The sequence below is a fragment of the Lacibacterium aquatile genome (genome assembly GCF_042683105.1).
Lineage (GTDB): Bacteria > Pseudomonadota > Alphaproteobacteria > Elsterales > Elsteraceae > Lacibacterium > Lacibacterium aquatile.
Map to the genome: position 1 here is coordinate 101669 of NZ_JBHUIP010000011.1, position 20527 is coordinate 122195.

At 58.3% G+C, this 20527-nt stretch carries 27 protein-coding genes; 13 read left to right on the forward strand and 14 right to left on the reverse strand.

The genetic code is table 11. The features are described 5' to 3' along the window. Window positions 1-51: 51 nt before the first annotated feature. Window positions 52-210, forward strand: coding sequence for a hypothetical protein (locus tag ACFSM5_RS11155; RefSeq protein ID WP_379876456.1), 159 nt, complete (start codon window positions 52-54; stop codon window positions 208-210). A 384-nt stretch (window positions 211-594) separates the two neighbouring features. On the opposite strand, the gene ACFSM5_RS11160 is transcribed toward ACFSM5_RS11155, so the two are convergent. The 5 genes from ACFSM5_RS11160 to ACFSM5_RS11180 form a co-directional block, all read right to left on the reverse strand. Further along, window positions 595-1068, reverse strand: a complete 474-nt coding sequence (locus ACFSM5_RS11160; RefSeq protein WP_379876457.1) for a hypothetical protein — start codon at window positions 1066-1068, stop codon at window positions 595-597. Window positions 1069-1092: 24 nt separating this feature from the next. Further along, the gene (locus ACFSM5_RS11165; protein ID WP_379876458.1) at window positions 1093-1764 is read right to left on the reverse strand and encodes a hypothetical protein; all 672 of its coding nucleotides are present in this window, start codon (window positions 1762-1764) and stop codon (window positions 1093-1095) included. A 12-nt stretch (window positions 1765-1776) separates the two neighbouring features. Then, window positions 1777-2073 carry a hypothetical protein gene (locus tag ACFSM5_RS11170; RefSeq protein WP_379876459.1) on the reverse strand — a complete coding sequence of 99 codons (297 nt, stop codon included), beginning with the start codon at window positions 2071-2073 and terminating at the stop codon, window positions 1777-1779. A 62-nt stretch (window positions 2074-2135) separates the two neighbouring features. Continuing rightward, entirely contained in the window at window positions 2136-2258 is a 123-nt protein-coding gene (locus ACFSM5_RS11175) for a hypothetical protein (protein ID WP_379876461.1), read from the reverse strand. 4 nt (window positions 2259-2262) lie between these two features. Then, the gene (locus ACFSM5_RS11180; RefSeq protein WP_379876462.1) at window positions 2263-2628 is read right to left on the reverse strand and encodes a hypothetical protein; all 366 of its coding nucleotides are present in this window, start codon (window positions 2626-2628) and stop codon (window positions 2263-2265) included. Window positions 2629-3205: 577 nt separating this feature from the next. On the opposite strand from ACFSM5_RS11180, the gene ACFSM5_RS11185 reads away from it, so the two are divergent. Further along, window positions 3206-4261, forward strand: a complete 1056-nt coding sequence (locus ACFSM5_RS11185; RefSeq protein ID WP_379876464.1) for a helix-turn-helix transcriptional regulator — start codon at window positions 3206-3208, stop codon at window positions 4259-4261. A gap of 264 nt (window positions 4262-4525) precedes the next feature. On the opposite strand, the gene ACFSM5_RS11190 is transcribed toward ACFSM5_RS11185, so the two are convergent. After that, window positions 4526-5080, reverse strand: coding sequence for a hypothetical protein (locus tag ACFSM5_RS11190; protein WP_379876465.1), 555 nt, complete (start codon window positions 5078-5080; stop codon window positions 4526-4528). A 166-nt stretch (window positions 5081-5246) separates the two neighbouring features. Between ACFSM5_RS11190 and ACFSM5_RS11195 the strand changes: the two genes are divergently transcribed. From ACFSM5_RS11195 to ACFSM5_RS11220, 6 genes are all read left to right on the forward strand, one after another. After that, on the forward strand, window positions 5247-5870 hold the full coding sequence (locus tag ACFSM5_RS11195) for a hypothetical protein (RefSeq protein ID WP_379876466.1): 624 nt from the start codon (window positions 5247-5249) through the stop codon (window positions 5868-5870). After that, window positions 5870-6760, forward strand: a complete 891-nt coding sequence (locus ACFSM5_RS11200) for a 3'-5' exonuclease (RefSeq protein WP_379876467.1) — start codon at window positions 5870-5872, stop codon at window positions 6758-6760. Before ACFSM5_RS11195 ends, ACFSM5_RS11200 begins: the two co-directional genes overlap by 1 nt. A gap of 156 nt (window positions 6761-6916) precedes the next feature. Beyond that, window positions 6917-7462 carry a hypothetical protein gene (locus tag ACFSM5_RS11205; RefSeq protein ID WP_379876468.1) on the forward strand — a complete coding sequence of 182 codons (546 nt, stop codon included), beginning with the start codon at window positions 6917-6919 and terminating at the stop codon, window positions 7460-7462. Window positions 7463-7473: 11 nt separating this feature from the next. Beyond that, window positions 7474-7998 carry a hypothetical protein gene (locus ACFSM5_RS11210; protein WP_379876469.1) on the forward strand — a complete coding sequence of 175 codons (525 nt, stop codon included), beginning with the start codon at window positions 7474-7476 and terminating at the stop codon, window positions 7996-7998. Between the two features lie 287 nt (window positions 7999-8285). Next, a complete protein-coding gene (locus ACFSM5_RS11215; protein WP_379876470.1) occupies window positions 8286-8801 on the forward strand; it encodes a hypothetical protein in 516 nt (171 codons plus the stop codon). 50 nt (window positions 8802-8851) lie between these two features. After that, window positions 8852-8992, forward strand: coding sequence for a hypothetical protein (locus ACFSM5_RS11220; protein WP_379876471.1), 141 nt, complete (start codon window positions 8852-8854; stop codon window positions 8990-8992). A gap of 148 nt (window positions 8993-9140) precedes the next feature. Here ACFSM5_RS11220 and ACFSM5_RS11225 read toward each other — a convergent pair whose 3' ends face one another. The 6 genes from ACFSM5_RS11225 to ACFSM5_RS11250 all read right to left on the reverse strand — a co-directional run bounded on the left by ACFSM5_RS11225 (window position 9141) and on the right by ACFSM5_RS11250 (window position 15685). Next, the gene (locus ACFSM5_RS11225; protein WP_379876472.1) at window positions 9141-9512 is read right to left on the reverse strand and encodes a hypothetical protein; all 372 of its coding nucleotides are present in this window, start codon (window positions 9510-9512) and stop codon (window positions 9141-9143) included. A gap of 68 nt (window positions 9513-9580) precedes the next feature. Further along, a complete protein-coding gene (locus ACFSM5_RS11230; protein WP_379876473.1) occupies window positions 9581-10879 on the reverse strand; it encodes a hypothetical protein in 1299 nt (432 codons plus the stop codon). Continuing rightward, a complete protein-coding gene (locus ACFSM5_RS11235; RefSeq protein ID WP_379876474.1) occupies window positions 10876-11940 on the reverse strand; it encodes a hypothetical protein in 1065 nt (354 codons plus the stop codon). The genes ACFSM5_RS11230 and ACFSM5_RS11235 overlap by 4 nt, the downstream gene beginning before the upstream one ends. Further along, window positions 11937-13037, reverse strand: coding sequence for a site-specific integrase (locus tag ACFSM5_RS11240; protein ID WP_379876475.1), 1101 nt, complete (start codon window positions 13035-13037; stop codon window positions 11937-11939). Before ACFSM5_RS11240 ends, ACFSM5_RS11235 begins: the two co-directional genes overlap by 4 nt. Window positions 13038-13142: 105 nt before the next feature. Beyond that, window positions 13143-13646 carry a hypothetical protein gene (locus ACFSM5_RS11245; protein ID WP_379876476.1) on the reverse strand — a complete coding sequence of 168 codons (504 nt, stop codon included), beginning with the start codon at window positions 13644-13646 and terminating at the stop codon, window positions 13143-13145. A gap of 107 nt (window positions 13647-13753) precedes the next feature. Beyond that, window positions 13754-15685 (reverse strand): recombinase family protein, encoded by a 1932-nt coding sequence (locus tag ACFSM5_RS11250; RefSeq protein WP_379876477.1) that lies wholly within the window; start codon window positions 15683-15685, stop codon window positions 13754-13756. Between the two features lie 93 nt (window positions 15686-15778). On the opposite strand from ACFSM5_RS11250, the gene ACFSM5_RS11255 reads away from it, so the two are divergent. From ACFSM5_RS11255 to ACFSM5_RS11275, 5 genes are all read left to right on the forward strand, one after another. Further along, window positions 15779-16291 carry a helix-turn-helix transcriptional regulator gene (locus ACFSM5_RS11255; protein ID WP_379876478.1) on the forward strand — a complete coding sequence of 171 codons (513 nt, stop codon included), beginning with the start codon at window positions 15779-15781 and terminating at the stop codon, window positions 16289-16291. Between the two features lie 138 nt (window positions 16292-16429). Further along, window positions 16430-16999, forward strand: a complete 570-nt coding sequence (locus ACFSM5_RS11260; protein ID WP_379876479.1) for a hypothetical protein — start codon at window positions 16430-16432, stop codon at window positions 16997-16999. A 4-nt stretch (window positions 17000-17003) separates the two neighbouring features. Further along, on the forward strand, window positions 17004-17504 hold the full coding sequence (locus ACFSM5_RS11265; protein WP_379876480.1) for a hypothetical protein: 501 nt from the start codon (window positions 17004-17006) through the stop codon (window positions 17502-17504). A 16-nt stretch (window positions 17505-17520) separates the two neighbouring features. Further along, on the forward strand, window positions 17521-18381 hold the full coding sequence (locus tag ACFSM5_RS11270; protein WP_379876481.1) for a hypothetical protein: 861 nt from the start codon (window positions 17521-17523) through the stop codon (window positions 18379-18381). A 33-nt stretch (window positions 18382-18414) separates the two neighbouring features. After that, window positions 18415-18963 carry a hypothetical protein gene (locus ACFSM5_RS11275; RefSeq protein ID WP_379876482.1) on the forward strand — a complete coding sequence of 183 codons (549 nt, stop codon included), beginning with the start codon at window positions 18415-18417 and terminating at the stop codon, window positions 18961-18963. Window positions 18964-19014: 51 nt separating this feature from the next. Here the strand turns inward: ACFSM5_RS11275 and ACFSM5_RS11280 are convergent, their stop codons facing one another. Next, window positions 19015-20043, reverse strand: a complete 1029-nt coding sequence (locus ACFSM5_RS11280; protein WP_379876483.1) for a type II TA system antitoxin MqsA family protein — start codon at window positions 20041-20043, stop codon at window positions 19015-19017. A gap of 43 nt (window positions 20044-20086) precedes the next feature. Then, complete coding sequence (locus ACFSM5_RS11285; protein ID WP_379876484.1) at window positions 20087-20440, reverse strand: hypothetical protein; 354 nt, start codon at window positions 20438-20440, stop codon at window positions 20087-20089. Window positions 20441-20527 lie beyond the last annotated feature (87 nt).

The window sequence follows — 20527 nt, forward strand, 5'->3', positions numbered from 1 at the left end:
ACCCTAGAGCCATTGCAATCCCCGATCGCGCGATTGAGGAAAAGGATTCGCATGTCCAAACCCAAAGAAGATGCCGCGAAAACGGCCTTGGCCGAGGTCGATCAACTGATTGACGAGATTCGGGAAGGCCGGGTGAAGCTGAAGTCCAAGCAGACCATTGGACGGATCCTGCAGGCTATCAAGGTCGTGCGCGGCCAAGAGCGAAACTAGAGATTGCCACTATAGATTGTAAAATGAGGTGTGTTATAGAAAGTTGATGAATTTGCATTTGGGGATTAGATGCGAAGGCAAACAATTCATGGTTCCGATTTTCTCCACAGGAGACAAGCGCGCATAGATTTCTTGGAGGACGCAATTGCCTCAGGAGATGATCAGCTGATCAATTATGCCTGCAAGGCTCTGGGTCAGATCTTTGACCTCCCCGATGCGCTGACTGATGGACCTCTGTCCATGGGGAAGCTCAAGGTAGTGGCGGCTTTGGTGGGCCTGGAGATTTCAGTTAACTGACGGGCACAGGGGTGTATCGGCTCCGGATGTCAGGGGGATTGAGGTCGCCGCTGTGTTCGCGGCGACCGGCTGTGGTGCTGGCGTTGGCTATGGGGTGGCGGGCTGAGGGGCTGCCCGTGCCTTCGAACTCATAAGGTCGAAATCGACCTTGTAGCTGAAGGTGGGATTCTTGCCGAAGGGGTCATTGATTTCGGTATCGAAGGGGATTGTATAATCTGTGATTGTAGTCCTGCCGGGTAAAGTGGCGGTGACGATGATGCGACAGCCATAGACTTTCCCGACTTTGGTGGTCGGAAGCGCCGACACCAGCTTGAAGGACTTGCGATCGACCTCTTTGGCGATCGTTTCCGCATTCATTGCACCGGCCAAAGCGCCAATCCAGCCCAGGGCGTTGGTCGCCTTGGAGCCAAAGTGTTTGGCGATGACCTTGGGGATGTCTGGGTAGATCTGTTCGGAGATGAAATCCGTGTCGTTGCATAGCTCCACATGCTTGGCATCGTCACAGGCGGTCAGCATCAGAGGCAGCGCCAAAAGGATCAGAGTAAGAGGGCGAAGTGTCATGGCTTACGTCCTTGGTATGCGAGATCACGAAGCTGGCGCCGTGATCGGCTTCTTCTTCGGTGGGGTCTTCGCCGGAGGCTTCGGCGGCGGTGCCGGTGGGGTGGCCGCGGCGATGAGCGCGGGTTCGGCGCTGGCGATCACCTGGTTCAGGGCCTCCACCAGAGCGGGATTGTCGGCTTCGAGCCGGTTCTGTGCGGTCTCATACGTGGTCTTGGAATAGCCGTATTGGGCCGAGCCCGAACCCAGGAGCTTGCCGGTGGTGATCTCTTTGAGATCCATTCGGATTGCCTCGACGATATCGACGCTGGTGGGGATCGCCGCGCCGGCGATGGCGCCGACAAAGGGGATATGGGCCAGGCCGATCGATGCCGCGCCCTTGGCGACCCCAGAACCGTTGTTTGAGACGCCGCTGTCGCGGCTGACGGTCAGCACGTATTTCACGTTCGAGGTTGAGAGTGCGACCGACGGCAAGACGGTGAAGCAACCGCTATTGCTGGCGGTCTTCTCCACGGCTTCGACGCCAGGCGCGCGGCCATGGTCGACGACGATGGTTGCGCGTACGGCAGAGCAGGTCCGCGGCACGACTTGGGCGACGGTTGCCGGTGCAGTGGCAGAGGTCGTCGGGGCCTCGTTACCGGGGACGCATCCGGCAAGAAACAGGGCGGCGGGAATTGGAAGAGCGAGGATATTCTTCATGGAAGGTATCTTTCAGGAAATGGTCTGATCGGATGCTGCGGGGGCCTGGACCCATTCGTCGTTCAGGGCGGCCAGTGCTTCGAGCAAGGTAAACAGTTCGTGGTCCGTCTCGGCGTACAGCCGGAAAACGTTGAGTTCGGCCGCGTCCACGAGTACCGCCCAGCCGTCCGGCAAGAGCCGGCGCAAGCCCTCGATGACGAAGTCGCTGCCAACCACCGGCAGGTCGATGAACTCGATGACGAAACCGCCGTCGGGATCGACGGTGATCGAGAGTTCGAGCACGGGCGCGTAGTCGTAGAGCGGAGGCATGGGGGTGCTTTCGGGCAGGCCTGGAGGGGCCGCAGGCTTAAGGCGGGTGTCTCGAACGGGGATCAGAAGAGGCTGGCGCCGCCGGTTAGGGCGACGGCGACAGCCATTCCGATGGTGATTGAAGCGAGGTAAAGCGCCGCCACAGCTTTGAGCCAGGCTGGTATCCGCTTAGCCCGACCCGGCATGGGATCACCCGATCCGTTCCACGTTGTCCTCGAGGTATTGGGTACGGGCGTGAGCAGCGAAAGCGACGAAGGCCCCGATAGCGGCGCCGACCAGCTTGGAGATGATGTCTCCGCCGGCCCATTGGCCCAACCTGTAGCCGACGTAACCCCAGGCCAAGCAACTAGCGAACTGCCAGATCTTGCGTAGGACCGGCTGGCTATAGATCACCCTCAGGACGCCGAAGATGACGACAGCCGCAACGAGCGGCGCGGCGCCATGTCGGAAGGTGTCATAGGCGACTGCAGCGCCACCCACGATCAGGATCAGCAGTTCGATCCCAAGCACGGTGCTGCCTTCGGTATTGATGAGAACGAAGCGCTTCTCGCTCATGCTCGGCCTCCTGACAGCAGGAGGATGGGCAGGCATAGGGGATTGGACCGCAAAGCGGCCGTGGGGGTGTTATTCATCTCTGTTCCCTTGCTAAAGGGCTGGGTTCGCTCCGGACGGATGTCCGAAGCGCGCGGCAGCCAACAGCGCAGGGCGATACCCCACCTTGCCTGACGTTGCGGGTGTGGAGGCCGCATGCAGGATTGGTCCAGGTCGGGTTGGTTGGGCAGGGGAACCCAACCGTACTCTGTGCGGATTGCAAGCCGCTTCGCCGAGCTTAAAACGGGAGCCGACCAGTCGCAATCGCGGGTTGCGACATGACGGAGATTTAAGGACACGCGGGGCTGACCCCGTGTGTATTCTCCGGCCGCGCTCTCGCTCTTGATCATGGGTTGCTCCGCTTCAAACTGGCGCCGACGAGGCACCGCCCTGCTTTCTTTTGGATTGCCACGGGGGCGAAGCAGCGTAATCACCCCTGGGGGTGAAAGATGCACAACTTGAGCGGGATAAAATAACGGGATTGTCACAACTGATTAAGTGTCGGATTAATCGAGAACCCCCTAGTCGGTTCAAGTAATCAATGATCGGTTCTGTCTCTAGTGTTTTGCATGCTGCTGCGGCTGGCCAAGCTTCCTGGCTGGAGGCGGTCGAGTCGGTGTCGCAAAGCATGCGGGCGGCGGGGGCAGCGTTGATGCTGCACCATGGATCGCCGATGACCAAGACGGTGTCGGTCGGGGCCTCGACCGTCGACCCGGTTTTCCATCAGGTTTACCTGGACAGCTTCATCGACATCAGTCCTCTCCGGCGCTTCGTCCAGCAGGGGAATGTCGATCGGATCTTCACCGGTGAAGAGGTGTTGGGGAACCGGTATAGCGACACCGACTTCTACCGGGATTTCCTGAAGCCGTTTGCCCTCGGTCACCAACTGGTCCAGGTCATGACGATTGGCGCCATGGTGTCGGCGTCGTTGGTGTTTTACCGCACCGCTCGGCAGGGCGGTTTTGAGGAGGAGGATCGCGACCTCTTCGCTAGCCTGACGGACCCGCTGAGAATGGCGCTTGGTGTCCATGTGCGCCTCAGTCAGGCCGAGCGTGAGGTTCAGGCCTCTTCCCAGGCGTTGAATACCCAGGGGCTGGGTGTTTTCTTGGTCAGTGCCACGTTGGAGGCCAAGCAGGTCAACCAGATCGGTGAGGATTTACAGCGCCAACATGGCCTGTTCAGCCGACGATGGTTGCTATCGCCGAAGGGCTTTCATTTTAAACGGGCTTTGACTGAGGCGCTGGCGACCGGGCGTCCGATTGATTGCCTGTGTCAGGGTGAGGGTAGCGGCGTTCTGGTCGCTCGTATCATCCCGATCGCGGGCGGCGCGCAGCCGTATGTGACGATCCTGATGCGGGACCCGTGCAGGGCGAAGCCTCGGCCATGGCAGGCGATTCAGGCCTGTTTCGGTCTGAGCGTATCAGAAGTCCGGGTTTTAAAGGCTTTGGTGGAAGATGAGGCATCAGGCATTGAGATTGCCGCGCGTCTTGGTATTTCGACCAATACGTTGAAGTCGCAACGCTCCAGCGCTTACGCCAAACTGGGCGTATCGTGTCAGTCAGAGATGCTCCGCCTGTTGGACGGGTTCAGTTTCTAAAGCTAACCGCTGTCGACACCCAGGCCGCGAACCGGACGGCCTGGTGCCGGGCGGTTAGCAAGCGTACAGAGTGCGCCCCCGACCTTTTCCAATGACCGCGCGGTTTTGGACGCCTCACGGACAGTTTGGTGTTGTATCAGTCGGGCCGCCCGACCGAGAGGGTAGGGCCGTAGTTCTCTGTTGCGGATGCTAAGCCGTTATCGTTGGCTATCATGCCTCGGTCCGGCGTGCAAGGTTGCGTGCCTTTCCGATTTTGGCCGGGCGTCAATGGATCGGATCGTCCCTGAGCAACGCCAGCATCGCGCCCACATCGAGTTTCAGCTGCGGCATCGAGGTGCGGATCCGCTCGAAGGTCAGATCAAGGGCGCCCCGGCTGATCTGGCCACTGAACCTCAGCCATTCGAGGCAAAGAATAGCGATGCCCAGCGATGGTCGAAAGATCGGCCGCAGAGCCAACGGCACCCGCTTTACCATCAACTTTTCGGCCCGTGCCTCGCTCAACTCGATGTTGGCGCTGTCACAGTTGCCGCCAACCAGGGCACGCTCATGGGTTTCGAATTCGAGCTGCCGAGAGCTGGGCGAGCCGTGATTAGAGCGGCACAGGATACTGCGGCTGGTGGGGGTTCCACAGTCGTTCACACGCAGGTCCTCGACCAGGATATCGAGAGGCAGAGGGTCGTTCAGCCGGACAGCGCCGACCTGTACCGGGCTGAACGCACCATCGTCGGCACGGTCGAGGCGCAGGAAAAACGTGAGGTCGGTCAGATTAACGTTGATCGGAGCGCTGGTAATCAATCGGACTGGCGGATCAAAAAGCATGCGGAAGCCTCCTCATGAACGAGGAGGGGGCAGGTAATGCAGGAACGGATCAAATCAATAGATTAATCCCTGAAACCCGCACAAAACCTACTCTTTGGGGGCCTCTTCTCTTGACTCTCCCGACCTGCTGCCTAGATGCCCGTATCCACGAATGGGGAGACGGCATATGAGGTTTCTGCGCTTGATATTGAGTGACCCGAACTCTCCCCCGCATTACCCGATTACGGGCATCGCGGTGCTCAACGCAGATATCAATCGGCCTGCGCCCGGGGTGGTGGATTTTAAGGTGCTATATGGGGCCGAACTCACCGATTCATTCGAAGTGCTGTGGGATCACTGCACCGAGCCCACGATGTTAAGCCATGACTATTCGACCGCAGAACCCATTGCCAAGCTCCGATTGAGGTGGCTCGGGTTGAGCGGGCGATCAGCCAATCCCCGCGCGGTTTTCCTGGGGGACCGGCTGCCGTCATTCGGGGCCGGGATTTCGTCGCTTTATGAACTGGCGGCTTTGATCGGCTTGCCGGCGGAGCCGCCGTTCGGCAATGACATGCCGAACAGCCGGGAGAAGCTCTTGAGGTGCCTGTTGACGTCTGCTGCGCTTGAACTTCTGCTCATGAAGAATGGGCGCGAACGGATGAGTGCGTTTCTGATCGATCTCTGCGCTGGCAATGGCCTCGAAGGACCGGATCAGGACATCGGGCGAGCCTTCGCCGATCAAGCGATTGAACAGATCCGATTTATTCGGTGGCAGCCGCCGTCGCAGGAGTACGGGGAGATCGAGTTTTGATGGACGTGTTGGAGGCGCGCGCCCTCTTGGAAGCGCAAGGCTGCCGGATCATCGATCGGCTTGAGCCCCGGGCGAGCTACGGCGACCTCGACTCCAGCGAGGAGATCGGCCAGTTGGTGCTGCTCGACACCGAGACCACTGGCTTAGAGGCGGAGGTCGATGAGGTTATCCAGCTGGCAATGGTCAAGTTCGAGTACGGCCGCGCAACCGGCCGTTTGGGGCGGGTGTTGGGCACCTTCGACAGGTTGCGGGAGCCGTCAAAGCCGATCACGGCGGAGATCACGCGGCTGACGGGAATCACCAATGAGGCGGTGGCCGGCCATCGGATCGATGATCAGGAAGTGGCTGCTTTCCTGGGTGGGGCGGCTCTGGTTGTGGCTCACAACGCCAGTTTCGACCGGCCATTCTGCGAGAAGCATTGGCCGGTGTTTGCGGATGTCGGCTGGGCCTGCAGCTTGAACGAGGTCGACTGGCGGGCCGAGGGCTTCGAGGGGTCGAAGTTGGGCTACTTAGGCCTAGCCAGTGGCTTTTGGTTTGAGGGACATCGGGCGATCAACGACGTCTGGGCTCTGGCCGAACTGCTGTCTCGCCCGTTACCGATGACGAGCGATCTGGGGCTGGCGGCCCTGCTGGCGCATGCTCGTCAGCCGGTGTGTCGGATTTGGGCCATCGACGCGCCCTATGAAGCACGGCTGATGCTGAAGGCGCGTGGATATAGGTGGTCAGCTGGAGAGCGTGGTGCTCCCCGGGCGTGGTATCGCGACATCCCGCAGAGTGACCTGGAAATGGAGCGGATGTTTCTGGCCGAGGAGTGCCTGGCACCATCGGCCAGCATGAAGATCATCGCAGTGCCACCTCGGAATAGATTCTCAGATCGAGCATCGACATGAGATGTATTGCAATATTGATTATATTTTATGATTGAGAGTGTAATTAATTATGAGGTTTCTGTAATTAAAATTAGATAATATTTTTCAAATATATTCTTGAATATCTCTTGAGAGAGGGAATCTGAAAAGGCCAACTTCCTTAGCAAGAGGTTTGCCTTGAAGACAATAGAGTTGCCCTTGAGGGCTTATTTAGTCGCCCACTGTGTTGTCCGCAGTGGGGCATTTGTGACGATGCTCGAATTGGAGGCTGCTGGCGATGCGTTTCATCTCAAACGTATCGCTTCTAGGCCTTACACCGGTGCGGTTCATCCTCTGACGCCCAGAGGTGAACTGGTGATTGTCGAGGCGCTCGGCGGCGCGGGAGCGGTGATCCTGCATGAGTGCCGCAACGATGCCGGGCGGGCTCGTCGGGATCGTCTCGAGCTGATGCGGAAGTCCCATCCCGGGGGCGGGCAGGTAGATGCCTTTATTTCCAGCGGGCAGAAGATTGCTCTTAAGGCCAAGCAGACGACGGTCGCTCTGTGGCCGCGGTCGCAGAAGCTGGGATTAGGTGCTGCTCTGGGATTGGCCTTTCTGCTGCTGGATCACTTGTACGTAACAGGCCGACTTACAGCCGATGGCTTACGGCAATCGCTGGAGTCGATAGAGAGGCTGCTTGAGGTTGGTCCAGTCCGCCGGCCGAGTCGGATGGTGGCAGCATGAGGGAGGCGGGCATGAACAGCTTTGAAAGCATTAGGTTGCGGTTCGCGATTCCGGTGTCCAAGCCCGCGGGGATTCTGTCTATGGAAGCCCGCCTTTTGGGGGGCCAGGAAGCCTTTCAGGTCAAAGATTTCAGCTTTGAAATGATGCCTGGAACCAGCGAGACGGACAGGCTCGTTTCAGCGGTACTGGCAGCTGGAATCGGTGCGCGGGTTATGGTCGAGCGCGTGTTGGTGGATGTGCATGTCGTGGCGGACAAGTGCAACGATGAAGGGGTCTGGTCGACGGTTCTTCCCGTCATCGGCGGCAGCGAGGTGGCGATCGCCGAGAGCCGTCAATCCATCACGGCGCTTTTGAAGGATATCAAATTTGAACGCCCGGCGGCTTTGCCTGCGGAACCTTTCCACCGCGTGCTCGCGGCGTATGCCTTGGTCGTAACGGTTCTCCTGCAGATGGGCTATATCACCTCGCGTGAGAGGGAGTGCACAATGCTCGATTTGGAGGCGAGCTTGTTGTTTGACGGCATCAGAGGCGTTTAGTTGACCTGAAGACGTTCGGGGGGCGCTCGTCTTATGAGGCGGCTGAGGGGGGCGGAAAACTAGGACTACCGCCGCTCGATGAGGCCGACGCCTCCTGGCGGCATGCCCCCATCTTTTTCCGCACGCGATAAACTTGAGGAGGCAGCTGGTTTCCCAGCTGCCTCTTTCTCGTTCGAAAACGAACGTTACAAGAACATTTCGTGGTATTCATTGGTGCCGGGGGCATCGTCTTGAGCACTCTCATGGTTGGAAGGTTCCAGCAATGAGGTGGAAGAATGGATCGAGAGATGCGCCGACAGATCGTGCTTGAGCAGGAGAAACTCCGGCTTCAAAAGGGACTCGAGGACTATAGGTATGGGCTGTCGGTAGACCGCGATATCGCGGCGCTGGCTGGGCGGCTGTTCGAGCAGGGCCGGTCCCATATGGTTGCCAATGTGAAGTGGCTGATGACCGGAGTTGTTTTCGCGCACTTGGCTTTTCTCAGTGCGCTAATTGACCGTTTCAACTCCGATAAAAACAACCCCTTCAGGGCCTTCTACGTGAATATCGGCGAGGTGCGGCAGCAACTGTTCCTATCAGTGATGTTGCTCCTCTTTGGGTACATCTGTCTGTACCTCTATACGAGCACGTTCCTGGAGCAGATGACGCTGTATCGGTCCCGTGAGGTGTTCACGCGCAAGGTCGATAAAGGCTGGATCGCAGCATATGTCATCGGAATGGGTGGGGCGCTATTCTTCACCTTTGGATCGGGCTTCCAGCTGCTCTGGCTGGTGTTCGATTTCCTGCGCTTCCCACTGCATTGAGTGAAATGCTGGCTGCGCGTGGGCGATCTTAAACGCCAGGAGCGACCCTGGTGTTCGATCCGCTGAAGACGGTGTGGTGGCTAACAGGGGAAGCCAAATCTGAGGCCAATGGTGGTTTCGTTTTGAGTATTGTTCAAATAATGTTCGTTACTCGGACACGCAAAAATGCGCCTGCCATTGGAATCATGTAAAGTAAGCCTCGAGCGGTAAATGGACTGAAATGATCGCAACAGCCATTGCTGTGCTGGCGATCTCACCATTGTAGCGTGTTTTTGAACAAAAGAAAGCGCGACCCGAAAGGGTCGCGCCGGTACTGATGGGGTGTTCAGGCCGTCTGGGTCAGACGGCTTTGGGTTGGCTACGATACAGCTCGATCTGCTGCTCATAGAGGACGATTTTCTGTCGCATTGTTTCGACGAGGCGCAGCAGCTCGGCGATGTCTTTTTCCAGGAGTCGGGCGCGGCGGGCCGAACTGGTCTCGACCTTTTTCGGCTTCTTGAGGAACAAGTGGCGGAGCTGGTCGAACTTCCGTCTCAGCTTGCGGATGTGCTGGGGGCTTAGGCCGGTTTTGCGATGTGCGCTATCGACCGTGCGTGCTTCGGGAGGCAGTTCCCGAAGGGCTTCAGCGATCATGTCTGCGGACCTTTGGGATTTCAGGTCGCCGACGAGTTTGTTCCGTTCACCAAGTCCATTGTTCCGATTGATCTTCATTTCAGTTTCCATTGCGTTCTTTTGGTTGTTGTCGATGCTGACGTTTGAAGCCCAGGTCTGAGGTTCTGCTAGGTCATGATCCCTCCCTGCGGGTTGTGCGGCTCGAAGGGGAGAGACAACTGGAGGGCCACAGGCGGCAGCTTTCGGCGCGGCCTTGGGATGGCGCTGAAGGAAACGGGTTCCGGCATGCGGTCCCGGCCGTAGCGGCTGGTCGTGCTTTCGGTCGTATGAAAGGCCTGCTTGGAACCGGCGGTGGCACCGTCGTGTCCCAGGTTCTTCAGTTCGCCCAGCAGGACATGGCGTCCGACCAGGGCGGTGACAGTCACACCTTGGATTTGGGCGCCGTAGAGATCCTGGTACTTGGCCAGTAGCTCGCTGATGCCCTGGGTTGTCGCGGCGCGTTTGCCGCGGAAGAACAGGCCGTCGATGCCGTGGCGCTGCCGGTGCGACCGAAACGTCTCTTCCAGGATCTGAACGGTCTGCTCTGCGAGGCCGACGGGCCGGGTTTTGATCGACCGCTCTGTCTTGGCAGTCCGGCCAACGATGCAGGCGATGTCGGAGCCTTCCCGACTGGTTTTCTCGACCAGGCAGTCGGGACGCAACAGGGCCTGCTCCTGGCAGCGGGCGCCGACCAGAAAGCTGAGGGACAGAATGCCGGCTCCTTGTACCGCGCACATCAGGCTGTCGATGCCGCCATGAGCCGGTAGGGGCGTGACGAAGCTGTCGAGGTCGTCGGGGATCTTCGACTTCACCCCCAGGTTGGCGTCGAGATACTCCTTGAGACGGGGGGCGTCGCACAGGAGGATTTCTTTCGCATGCCGCAGCATGACCGCGACTTCCTCTTTGGTCGGCAGTTTGCGGATAGGTTTTTCTGGCAGCGACTTCTTGAAGCCTTTGAGGGCCAGTTGCAGGTCACTGGCCCGCAGGGTGGGAGCGCCTTGGAGATCGAACGCTGCAGCGGCTTCCGCAAAGTCGACAAAGGCCCAGTACAGGCTGCGCCGACGCGGCATTTCCGGGGGTTCGGTCAGGTCGATCAACATGCTGCTGGTGATGTCGGCCAATTGGATCTGCGGCAGGTCGTATTGCTCGGCCATCACGAGCATGGCGGCACGAATCGAGAAGAGGGTGCGCCGGATCGTGCTGACGCTCAGGTTCTTCACAGCATATGTGTGGTATGCCCAGGCCTTGAGAATCTCGAGGTCCTGATTGCGATGCCTGTTGGCATAGGGGATGGCGCAGATCGACGGCCAATAGATAAGTGTCTGATTGACCGGCACGGTCGGATCCATCTCAGCGCGGAAGGACCAGGTCGTGTCTGCGAAGAAGGATGCGCTGCTGATGCGGGGGTTGTTGAGGGTTACGGTCATGCGCGGTCATCTCCCTGGTACATGCGCGTTTGGGCGGAACGAATGAGGCGATCCCATTCGGCAAGGCCCATCGCGCTCTTGCGATAGCCGAGCGAGACCCGGGAGCTGCCGCTCACATGGCCGAGATGGGTGGTGTCGAGGCCGAGGCGTTCCAGTTCGCCTGCCTTCGCGTCCCGCAGGCGATCGGCCGTCACATCGGGGAAGCCGGAGAGACGCATCGCTTTGCGGAAATGATAGGAGAACTGCTCGTGGTCGCAGGACCCGATGACCGAGAGGTGACGCCGGGGGCCGAGACCACCGCCCATGCTATAGAAGTGTGACCACAGGGTTGGTGTGCCGTGATGGCGCTGGGTCCGAGTCAGCAGTTCAAGCAGCGAGCGGACTTCGGTCAGCTGTTCGGGGTCGTGCCAGTGAACCCAGGTCGGTGGGCGGTGGCTGCGGGGTTTCTCCGCTCGATAGGCGGATTGCCGGATGTGCTCGGGGCGCAGCATCAAGACAACGCAGGAGTTTGCTCCCAGAGTCCGCATGATGAAGGCGCTCGCCATGCCGATGTCATCGCCCGTTGGCCGGTTTGGGCCGGAAGGGTTGGCGACATAGGCGGCGAAATCGTCCCGCCATTCCTGGAAGGCCTGGTCAAGCTGAACTAGGCAAGCCTCTGAAAGAGGCTCGACGTGGTCCTGGGTGGCGCGAGTAAGCGGATTGGGCAGCACCACGGGCGTGCCCACCAGTTTCATTAGATGGCGCAGGGTGTCCCCGATATCCCGGCGGTAAGATTCGGCGAGGTCCGGCAGACGGGCAATCCGGATCCGAACGTGTTCCCACGGGATCCACGCTAGATCGGCGATGGTTGTTGGGGCAGGCTGGCCGAGGTCGAGGGCGACCTCTTCCAGCACCCGGGCGATATGCTGGAGATGGGTGCGGTATTTGCGCAGGGTGCTTGGCCTGTGGACGCGGTCGGCGCGTTCCGCGACCAGCTTAGCCAGCAGTTCGCCTGTGGGCGAGATGTCCGCCACGCTGCTGAAATCCAGGCGCTTGCCTTGATTGGCGATGACTTCAATCATGCTGCGTGTCCCCTGTAGAAGGAGACGCGCTGCGGGCGAAGGTCCTGATTCGGGTCCAATCCCAGAGCATGCACATAGTGCCAGGTAGTTTCCGGTGTCAGGTGGTGCAGAATCTTCTGCAGCGCCTCAATCGGATTGAACTCCGTGGCCTTACCGTATTGTTTCATGAACAACGAGGCGTAGAAGTGCCGGAAACTGTGCGACGTCATCCGGTCGCCGACATAGACGATCTTCTGGCGCGGGGGAGAGAAATCGGTGCCCTTGATGTCGAGCACCCGTTCTGTCAGCAGGTTATGATCGAGGCAGGCCTGGAGTAGGGCCTGATTGATGTTTTTGTTGGTGATCCGCTTCTTTTCATCTGCGGGGAGCTGCCAGAGGGCTTTGAAAGCCTTGGCACCTTCATGGGAGACCCGCAGCCACCCGGGGCGCTTGCCCTTGACGGTCACCGGGACATGCAGGACTGACCGCTTCTGGCCGTCCCGGACGGGCGACGGCATCTTGAGTGCCCAGGTCTCGGTGAAGACCTGCCGGACCTCGTCGAAACGGCCCGCCGTGTCGAGCATGCAATCGGCGACGAGCTGATAGACCTCCGGCAGGCGTGAGACGATGGCTTCCATCTCCTCTTCCTCCGGCACGAACGCCTCGGCGGGCGGGAGACCGTTGATGTTGAAGTCGGGAACCGCAACGCCGTCTCTCACGCGCATTGTGGGCGGGGGAAAGGTGTTCTTCACGATCCCCCGCTCGCCAGCGAGACGGAAAAGCTCCCACAGCATATAGCGCTCTTGCTGGACGGTGATCCGAGCCCGGACCTTCATATCCGGCCGCTCCAGCTCGAACTGGTCGGCGGTGTGCTTGAAATAGTCCCAGAACGCCTGTTCTGGGAGGTTGCGAAGATCCAGCCCCCTGTCGTTGACGTAGTTCAGGAACTTTCCCAATTCCAAGGCGAACCGAAGCTTTGTGTTGTAAACAGGCTTCGCCGGATCCCGAGTCGCAAGCATAGCGTTCCCGAGCACGCTGATCTCGGAATTACCTTGTATATAAACAATCGGTAATGTATTAAACGCGCGAAGGACGGATCTTTGATTTCGTCTGGACATAGGGCTGAGGCTCCTGAGTTTTGCTTGCGATTAGCCGAACTTCTACCTTAGCACAAAAAAGCGCGATTGTCTATAGATTTTCGCGGCGATATTTTTTTATCATAGCTATATGTTCTCAGATAGAGTCGCCACAAAGCTTCGACAAGCTTTAGTTGAAGCTAGGGTCAGCAGATCGCTGAGGGCGACGGTGAAAATCTCCCGCAGCGCTTGCGATTTGGCATGGGAGCGACACAGCCTATTGTGGTCGAAAATATTTTCGAGTTGCTCCATTGAAACCCGGAGTGGAGTCCTGACGAGAGTGGGCGACCAGGGGATCAGGGTGCGGAGATGCCCGTCATTGAGAACCAGAGGGCGATGGCCTTTCTGAAGCCGCAGGGCCTCAAGTTGTGCCAGCTTTTCTTCGGTGCCGATCAGCGTGGGGGCAAAGCTCCGGGAGCGCACATCCCAGACGTTCTGTAGCTTGGACAGGGCGGTTGAGCCGTCGTAGACGTCCAAGGTCTCGATCTGCAGACCTGTACCGGCCTGCTTTGGCAGCAAACCTGCCTGAAGAACGAGAAACTCCGGGCCGGATTGCCGGAGATCGAAGGCGATATAGCGGGTCGGAACCAAGCCCATGGTGCCTCCTTGGAAAGGGGAGGCAACAGGTGGGTTGGAACGTCAGGCTTTCAAGTTTTTACAGGGCAAAGCATGGCTGAAGTCCGCATGAATCCTGGCTTTCAGCCTTCGATCTCTGCAAGTTCGTCATTGTATTTCCCAGCTTCCAAATCCTGCACGAACCGGTCGAACGGAGACTGGTCAAAGCCCTCCAGCGGGGCGACCCCTGACAGATAGGGTTCCGTACGCAGTTTGGGTGACATCGCGAGGGATCGGAGCAGTTCGTGCCGGAGATAGTCGCGCCGGTCATCCGGTAGATCTGGTTCCTGGAGGTGGGCGATGACGCTGTCGGCCACCAGCTGCGCGAAGCCAAACAGGTGCTCATCGGTCCAGTCGAGGTGGTCGTCCCCCATCGTGGGCACCAGGAAGGTATTCTTCAGATCCGGTTGGCCGTCAGCGGTCTTAGGGGTGATCCAATAGCCCCAGAGGTCGATCTCGGAGTCCAGGTCGATGACGATCCGGGAGACATGCCGACGCAGAATAACTGCCGCCTTTTGACGCTGGCTTTGGTGCTCGGGCGTGTCGCGGCCGAGTTCCTCCGCGGCAAAGGCTTCTCGAAAAACCTGGAAGTTGGTCAGGTGGGCTTTATCGTCCTGGGCCGCCGCGGTGGTTTCGATCGCGGTGTGGAGACGGCTGATTTCGGCCTGGCACTCTTTTATCTGAGCGTTGATCGCATTCATCTCATCTCTAATTTCCTCACTATCCATCGTCTGGGACTTGATGAACCCGATCAGGTTTTTGATATCCCCACGCAGCTTGGCAATCTCGGCTTTCTTGGCGTCGATCTGGCCCATCAGCACCGGCGTCTCGTCCTGGACGCCATGATAGGCGTGGAAGGCGCGCAAGGCGTTGAAGACCGCATCGATCGTGGTGGCCTGCTCGTGCCGGGTTGGCGTCGTGCAGCCGATCCCACGGCGGTGGCCGGCGCAGATCAACTTTCGGACGAGACGTCCGTTTTTCAGCCGCCCGCCCTCGCCTGCGGTCCAGCTGATCAGGGCGGACCCGCATTCCCCACACACGGCCAGGCCGCCAAAGGGGGAGCCCGCTTTGGCCCCGGTCCGCCCCTTCAGCTGCAGCAGGGCGCGGCCTTTCAGGGCCGATTGCGCGGCGTACCACAGGTCCTCGCAGATGGCGGACGGGTAGAAGTTCTTGATGGGCGGGCCAACCGGCTTCCGTCGTTTCTTATCGGGCTTCGTGGGATCGGTGCTCTCGATGATCTCCATCTTATGGGGATGGTAGGTCCCGATGACGGCGTCGTTTTCCAGGATCTTGATGATGTAGGAACTGTGCCAGGCCTGGCCCCTGCCAAAAACGGGGACGCCCTCTTCATTCAACTGCTTTGCGATTGTGTGACGGCCTAGGCCGTTGGTGGCCGAGCGGAAGATGCGCTCGACGATGCGGACGTGTTCGGGGATCAGTTCGAACCGCTTGGTGCCGCGCTCATTGATCATGCGGATCCAGGCCGGTACGATCTTGGTCATCGGCTCCAGGTGTTCCTGGGCCTTCTTGCGCTTCTCCGTCCAGGCCGCAGCCAGGCGTTTGGACTTCGTCTTCGATTCCTCATGGGCGCGCGCCATCACCATGATCGAGCCAAACAGCAGGAAACTATCCTTGTTGATCGATTCGCGGGTGAAGTGCTGACCGTCGGCACCGGTGACGATCGAGATGCCGGAGTTGAGCAGAGCGGTGAAGATCGGAAGAGCGTCGAGCGGTGCCTGACGGCTGAGGCGATCCAAAGATTCGACCACCAGCACGGAACCCCTTGCGATTTCGCCGGCCTTAACCTTCGCCAGGAAGATGCCCAGAGCGCCGCCGTCGGCGATGTTGGCGCCGCTGTATGCCGAGACGCCTTCGTCCATATAGGCCTCGGCGATTTCCAGCTTTAGATCCTCAGCCCATTTCTTGATCAACTCGGTCTGACGGCGCTTGGAATCGCCCCGTTTCTGCTGGGGTGAGCTAAAGCGGAGGTAGCTGTAGATGCGGGCTTTTGCCATGCTGACGTTTCACGCGGGGACGTTGGGGTGTGCCGAGCTTATCGTCATGAGGAAGCCACGTCGATTTGAAAGGACTATCGAACATAATATGATGTGGATCGGTCCGCCCGCGTGATCGGCACCAATGCTCTGGGCGATCAGCTTCTGCGCTCACGGGCTTTTGCCCTCAGCCCGCACGACAATATGGTCAGAGCCGCTAAGCTGTCGGAGACGGCTGCTCTCCATAAAGCCATCGTCAGCGTGATAATCGATGAGCTGTCCATTGGCCAGACCATTGCTATCAGCAAGCCAGACGGTCAGCCGATGATGGTTCAGGTCAGTGCCGCCTCAGGCGAGGGCGAACGCATCGCCTCCCTGGTCATTCGGGATACCAATCACAAGCGCAGCTCTCCCTGGCCGACCATCCGGCAGATTTATGGACTGACGCCGACCGAGCTGAAGGTCGCCCAAGCCATGGCCGAACTTGATATGAGCCAGGAACGCATCGCTGAAACCCTGGGCATGAGCTTCGGCACTCTAAAAACCCACCGTCAGCGCATCTACAATAAACTCGGTGTCGAAAGCCAAGTGGCTTTGGTGAAGATCGCTAGAGAATACGAGATCTAAACCAAATTTAATCGACCACATCATCCATCTGGCCGACGCAGGCAAGAAACCAAGAGGCTACGATAAAGCTATAGAAGATCGAATTATACATTCGTTCTTCGCGTAATATCTTTATCTAGCTGCCGAGGTTCCTGCTCGATGTCGAAACTATTTCCAATTCGCGAGATTTTCCTCGCGTCTGTTCTGTCTGTCGCCTTGATCACACCGACCATTGTCCATGCCGCTTGGATCGATGGTGACCCGTCTGAAATTCGGATCGACGTGGATGCTGCCTGGGCGGCGGGTAAAGAGATCCGCAAGGTCGTCAAAAAGAATGACGCCAACGTCACCGCACAGTCGGACCAAATTCTGGTCGGTAAGTCAGCCGAGCCCGCTCCCATGGCTTGGCTGACCTATCAGACCAACGGCCAGCCCTTCAATTACCTCGGGACGATGGATGCCCTCCGCACCAATGGGACCTTCAAAGGGGCTGAGATTGCTTCGGATGGCCGGACCACGCTGAAGGTCTCGACCGTCTTCGGGGATGTCGAGGTCCTGAAGTTCAAGGCGGTCGTGAATTCGATGAACCGCGAGTGCGCGACCTGGAGAGAGGGCTTCCGGGGCAGCACCATCCTGGTCACCGGCTTCATGTGTGGCTCCAAGGACCAGCCGCTGCCGGATGCCGATGTGATCGCCGCCCTGGCTGCCCTCAAGAAGCTGAAGGACTGAGCCGATGGCCACGATCTACAAAATCGACGGCACCATCGAATCGCATGGTCCTGGCCGGACCGGCGATGATGGCAGCAATTACACCTTCGTCAGCATTAACGGCCTGAGCCGCTCGCACCACCTGAAGCAGACCTTCGTCGCTAGCGAGGTCGAAGCGGTTTTCCGGCCCGGTGCCGCCGGGACCTTCTTTATCGCCAAGGCTGGGGGCAGGCACTTCATCTATGCCGCCATTATCGACGGCCGGGAACATGACGGCCGGGATACCGCACGGGAAGGCATCCTCAAGGGGCGTCTGTTCTTCCATATCCCGCTGGCCTTTGGCGTCTTCATGTTTCTGTGGGGCATCACCTCTGGCTACGGCCAAGGCATCGTGATTGGCGGCGGGCTCGGTCTGTTCTTCGGGATACCAGGCCTCTTCATCTCCCTCCTCTTCGAGCGGCGGATACCGTCTTTCCCGACCGGCAGCCTCGGCGATCTAACCGCCCAGGCCCGTCCTCTCCCCTGATTACGGATAGTGCAGCATGACCAAAATCGTCGAAGTCCATGGCGAGAAGATCGAGATCTGGGAAAACGTCGCCCTGGTGACGGATGTGAAGATCTGGGCCGAAACCAATGTCTCGGGGAGCGGTGGCGGCGGCTACATCAACCAAAATGGCGGCCGGATCTATAACACCTACATCACCTCGACCACCTCCAGGAACATGCAGGTCTGGTTCAAGAACCAGGACGGCTACGAATACTACATGGTGTTCTCGGACGATGGTCTGGGGTTCCGGGCCGAGCAGCAGGTGAGGTTCGTCTATGGCCGGATCGGGGGCGGTAGCTATAGCCTCTATAAGCTGAGCAATCTCGCGACCCGGCAGACCAAGAGCTTTCTGGACTTGCCGACGATCTTCACGGATCAGCTCTGGCCGCGATGCCCCGATGAGGAAGGCAAGGCCCTGGCCGAGAGCGAGGATAAGCAGCAGCCCGGCGATCCGACGATCATCGCCTCGTGCGGCTGCCTTGTCGCCTATATCGCCCATATCGTGACCACGATTGAGGCCAAGCGGGACTTCCAGGAGCCGCAGTCTCTTATGTTCCTGGCGATGGCCATGTCCGTTATGGCGGTTTTGACCTTCCTGATGCACCGCCTGGAGGTGCGCAACAAGAAGGGCGACATTCCGATGCGCCTCAGTCTCGTGTCGTTCCTGGGCGTGTTTGGCGTCAACGGTGCGCTGATCGCAGCCGCCCCGGTTTTGGGTCTGTTCGTACCCGCCTTGACCATTGTCGCCCGGCTCGTGGTGCGGGTTGGCAAAAAGAAGCAGCTCCGCCAGGGCATCGAAGCCCGCAAGCGGGGAAAGACCTTCGCCCTGGTCCAGGCCGCCTTTGCCGGTGTCTAACCCGGCCCGTTACCCTTGATGAAAGCCTCGCCCATGAAATCTCTCATCACCCTTCTGGCTGCCGGTATCTCGCTGGCGGCCATCTCCCCTGCCCATGCTCAAGCGCCCTGGACCGAAGACGCCACCAAGCCGATGCAGATCGGCTTCAAGCCTGATTTCGCCGAGGCCGCCAGCTTCAAACCGGTGGTCACCGTGCGCCGGGACGGCAGCGAACGAAATACGCTCCAGATGGGTGAACTCAGCCAGCCGGGGCCGGTGGCCTGGATCACGTATCAGACGGCTCCTCGTCCAATTGTCTATGGCGGGAATGCCATTGACCAGATAACGACCAATCTCCTGCGCGGGGCGTCATTTTCCCGCGAAAACCGGCAGACCTATTCGGTCGAGACGGCCTTTGGGTCGGTCGAGGTGATCCAGGCAGCCGGAGTGCTGGGAGACGGCTCCAAACGGGAATGCGCGATGTGGCTGGAAACCTTGGGCAGCGGAGCCAGGGGCTTCTGGGGCTATTTCTGCTCTGGAATCGATCAGCCGCTGGATGCTGGCCGGGTGCGGGCGGCGCTCAGTGCGGTTGCGCCGAAATAGGTGGGCGCTGACAAGGAAAAGGCCGGGGTCAATCCCGGCCTTTTCAAATAATCAATCCAATCTTTCAGCAAGGTCTTTTATTTGAAGATCAGAAGCATAGTTATATGGAATTATTCCACGATTTGAGACTTCCAGCCACGCCCGCTCTTGGTGAGAGAAGTCTTTTATCCTTGTTGCCGACCAACCTTCAAAATATTTCCGAACAATATTTGCGATTTTCTGCTCTTTAGGCGTGAGAACGTTAATGTCCGCCTTGTTTCGAGAGCAAACCATCTCTCCAAAGTAGTTTTTATTCTCCCAAGGATTTATAGTCACCACTCCCATTTTTGAAAATAATGGGAAAATTACATCAAATTCATCCGGCACAGGACCGTAATTAATCCTGGCATACTTTAGTCCAGATATAGAATGTCCGCAGACATGAAATGCCAAAAAATCGCTATAGAACAACACTTTATTCAAACTTGTTTTGAATAGTTCCTTCTGAGTCACGATTGAAATAAGCGCCGCAGCTCTATCTGCGTTAAAGGCACGGCATCCATTTGTGATATCTGGCAACGCACTGCTTAACGTCGACTCCAACATTTGGCGAGCCTGCTGGTAGATAACGGCTTCCCGAATATCGCTTAGAATCTTTTCCTTTTTAACCGGCAGCACTGCATCAGGGTTGTTTTCCAACGCCTGACCCAACCCGACAGGCTCCATCAACGCGGATAGAGCCCTGTTATGGGCATCAGACTGAAGCGCTCCGTTTTCATAGCGACTTAAGGTCACGTCGCCCCAACCGAGCAGTCGCGTGACCTCCGGCTGAGTCAGATCATGGCTCTTACGCCATTCACGAATTTGCTCAGGAGTCACCATACCCTTCGCGCTACGATAAGCCGCGTAGGCATCGATTTTCCAATCAGCATCTTTCGTATTTTCGAACTCGGTTTTGCAGTGATCGCAAACCCGTAGAGTCCGATTCACTTCGATCTCCAGATCGCGGACTGGAACCGTCTCGCAACGGGTGACCCTAGAGACGCGACCAACCACGCCGCATGCAGGGCACGCAGCATCTTTCAAAAGCTCGGTTGTCATTTCAGCGTACTCCATTTGGCGACAGGGCAGTTGAGCCGGTTCATCAGCCCCTCCGCCGCATCGACCATTGTGCTTCATGGGCCGACAAACACTCTGCCGAGGCCGTAGCTGTCGATGTGAGTTTGAGCTTGATATACATATCGTAGCCCTCGAACTCGCACGAAAACTGCCAAACTTCGCCCGGCGGCCTGCTCAGATGATCGTCAGCGTCTGGGCCTCGCGAATAATCGCCCGCCGTCAGGCTACCTAGAAGCAATTCAATGTCTCTATTTGTGAATCCAGTTTCAGTCAAAAATGCATCGTTCTTCGCCGTCTTCCAGAAATTAATCCCCGTCACTGCGGCAGCGGCCTGAAAGCGTCTTAAGAACCCTTCTATCTCTGCATCACTTGGATCCACAAATTACCCCTTTAAGGTACATATCAATTGATAAGTTTTCAAGGTGCAAAAATGAGACAGCCCGCTATAAGCGGTCTTGGCTGCATC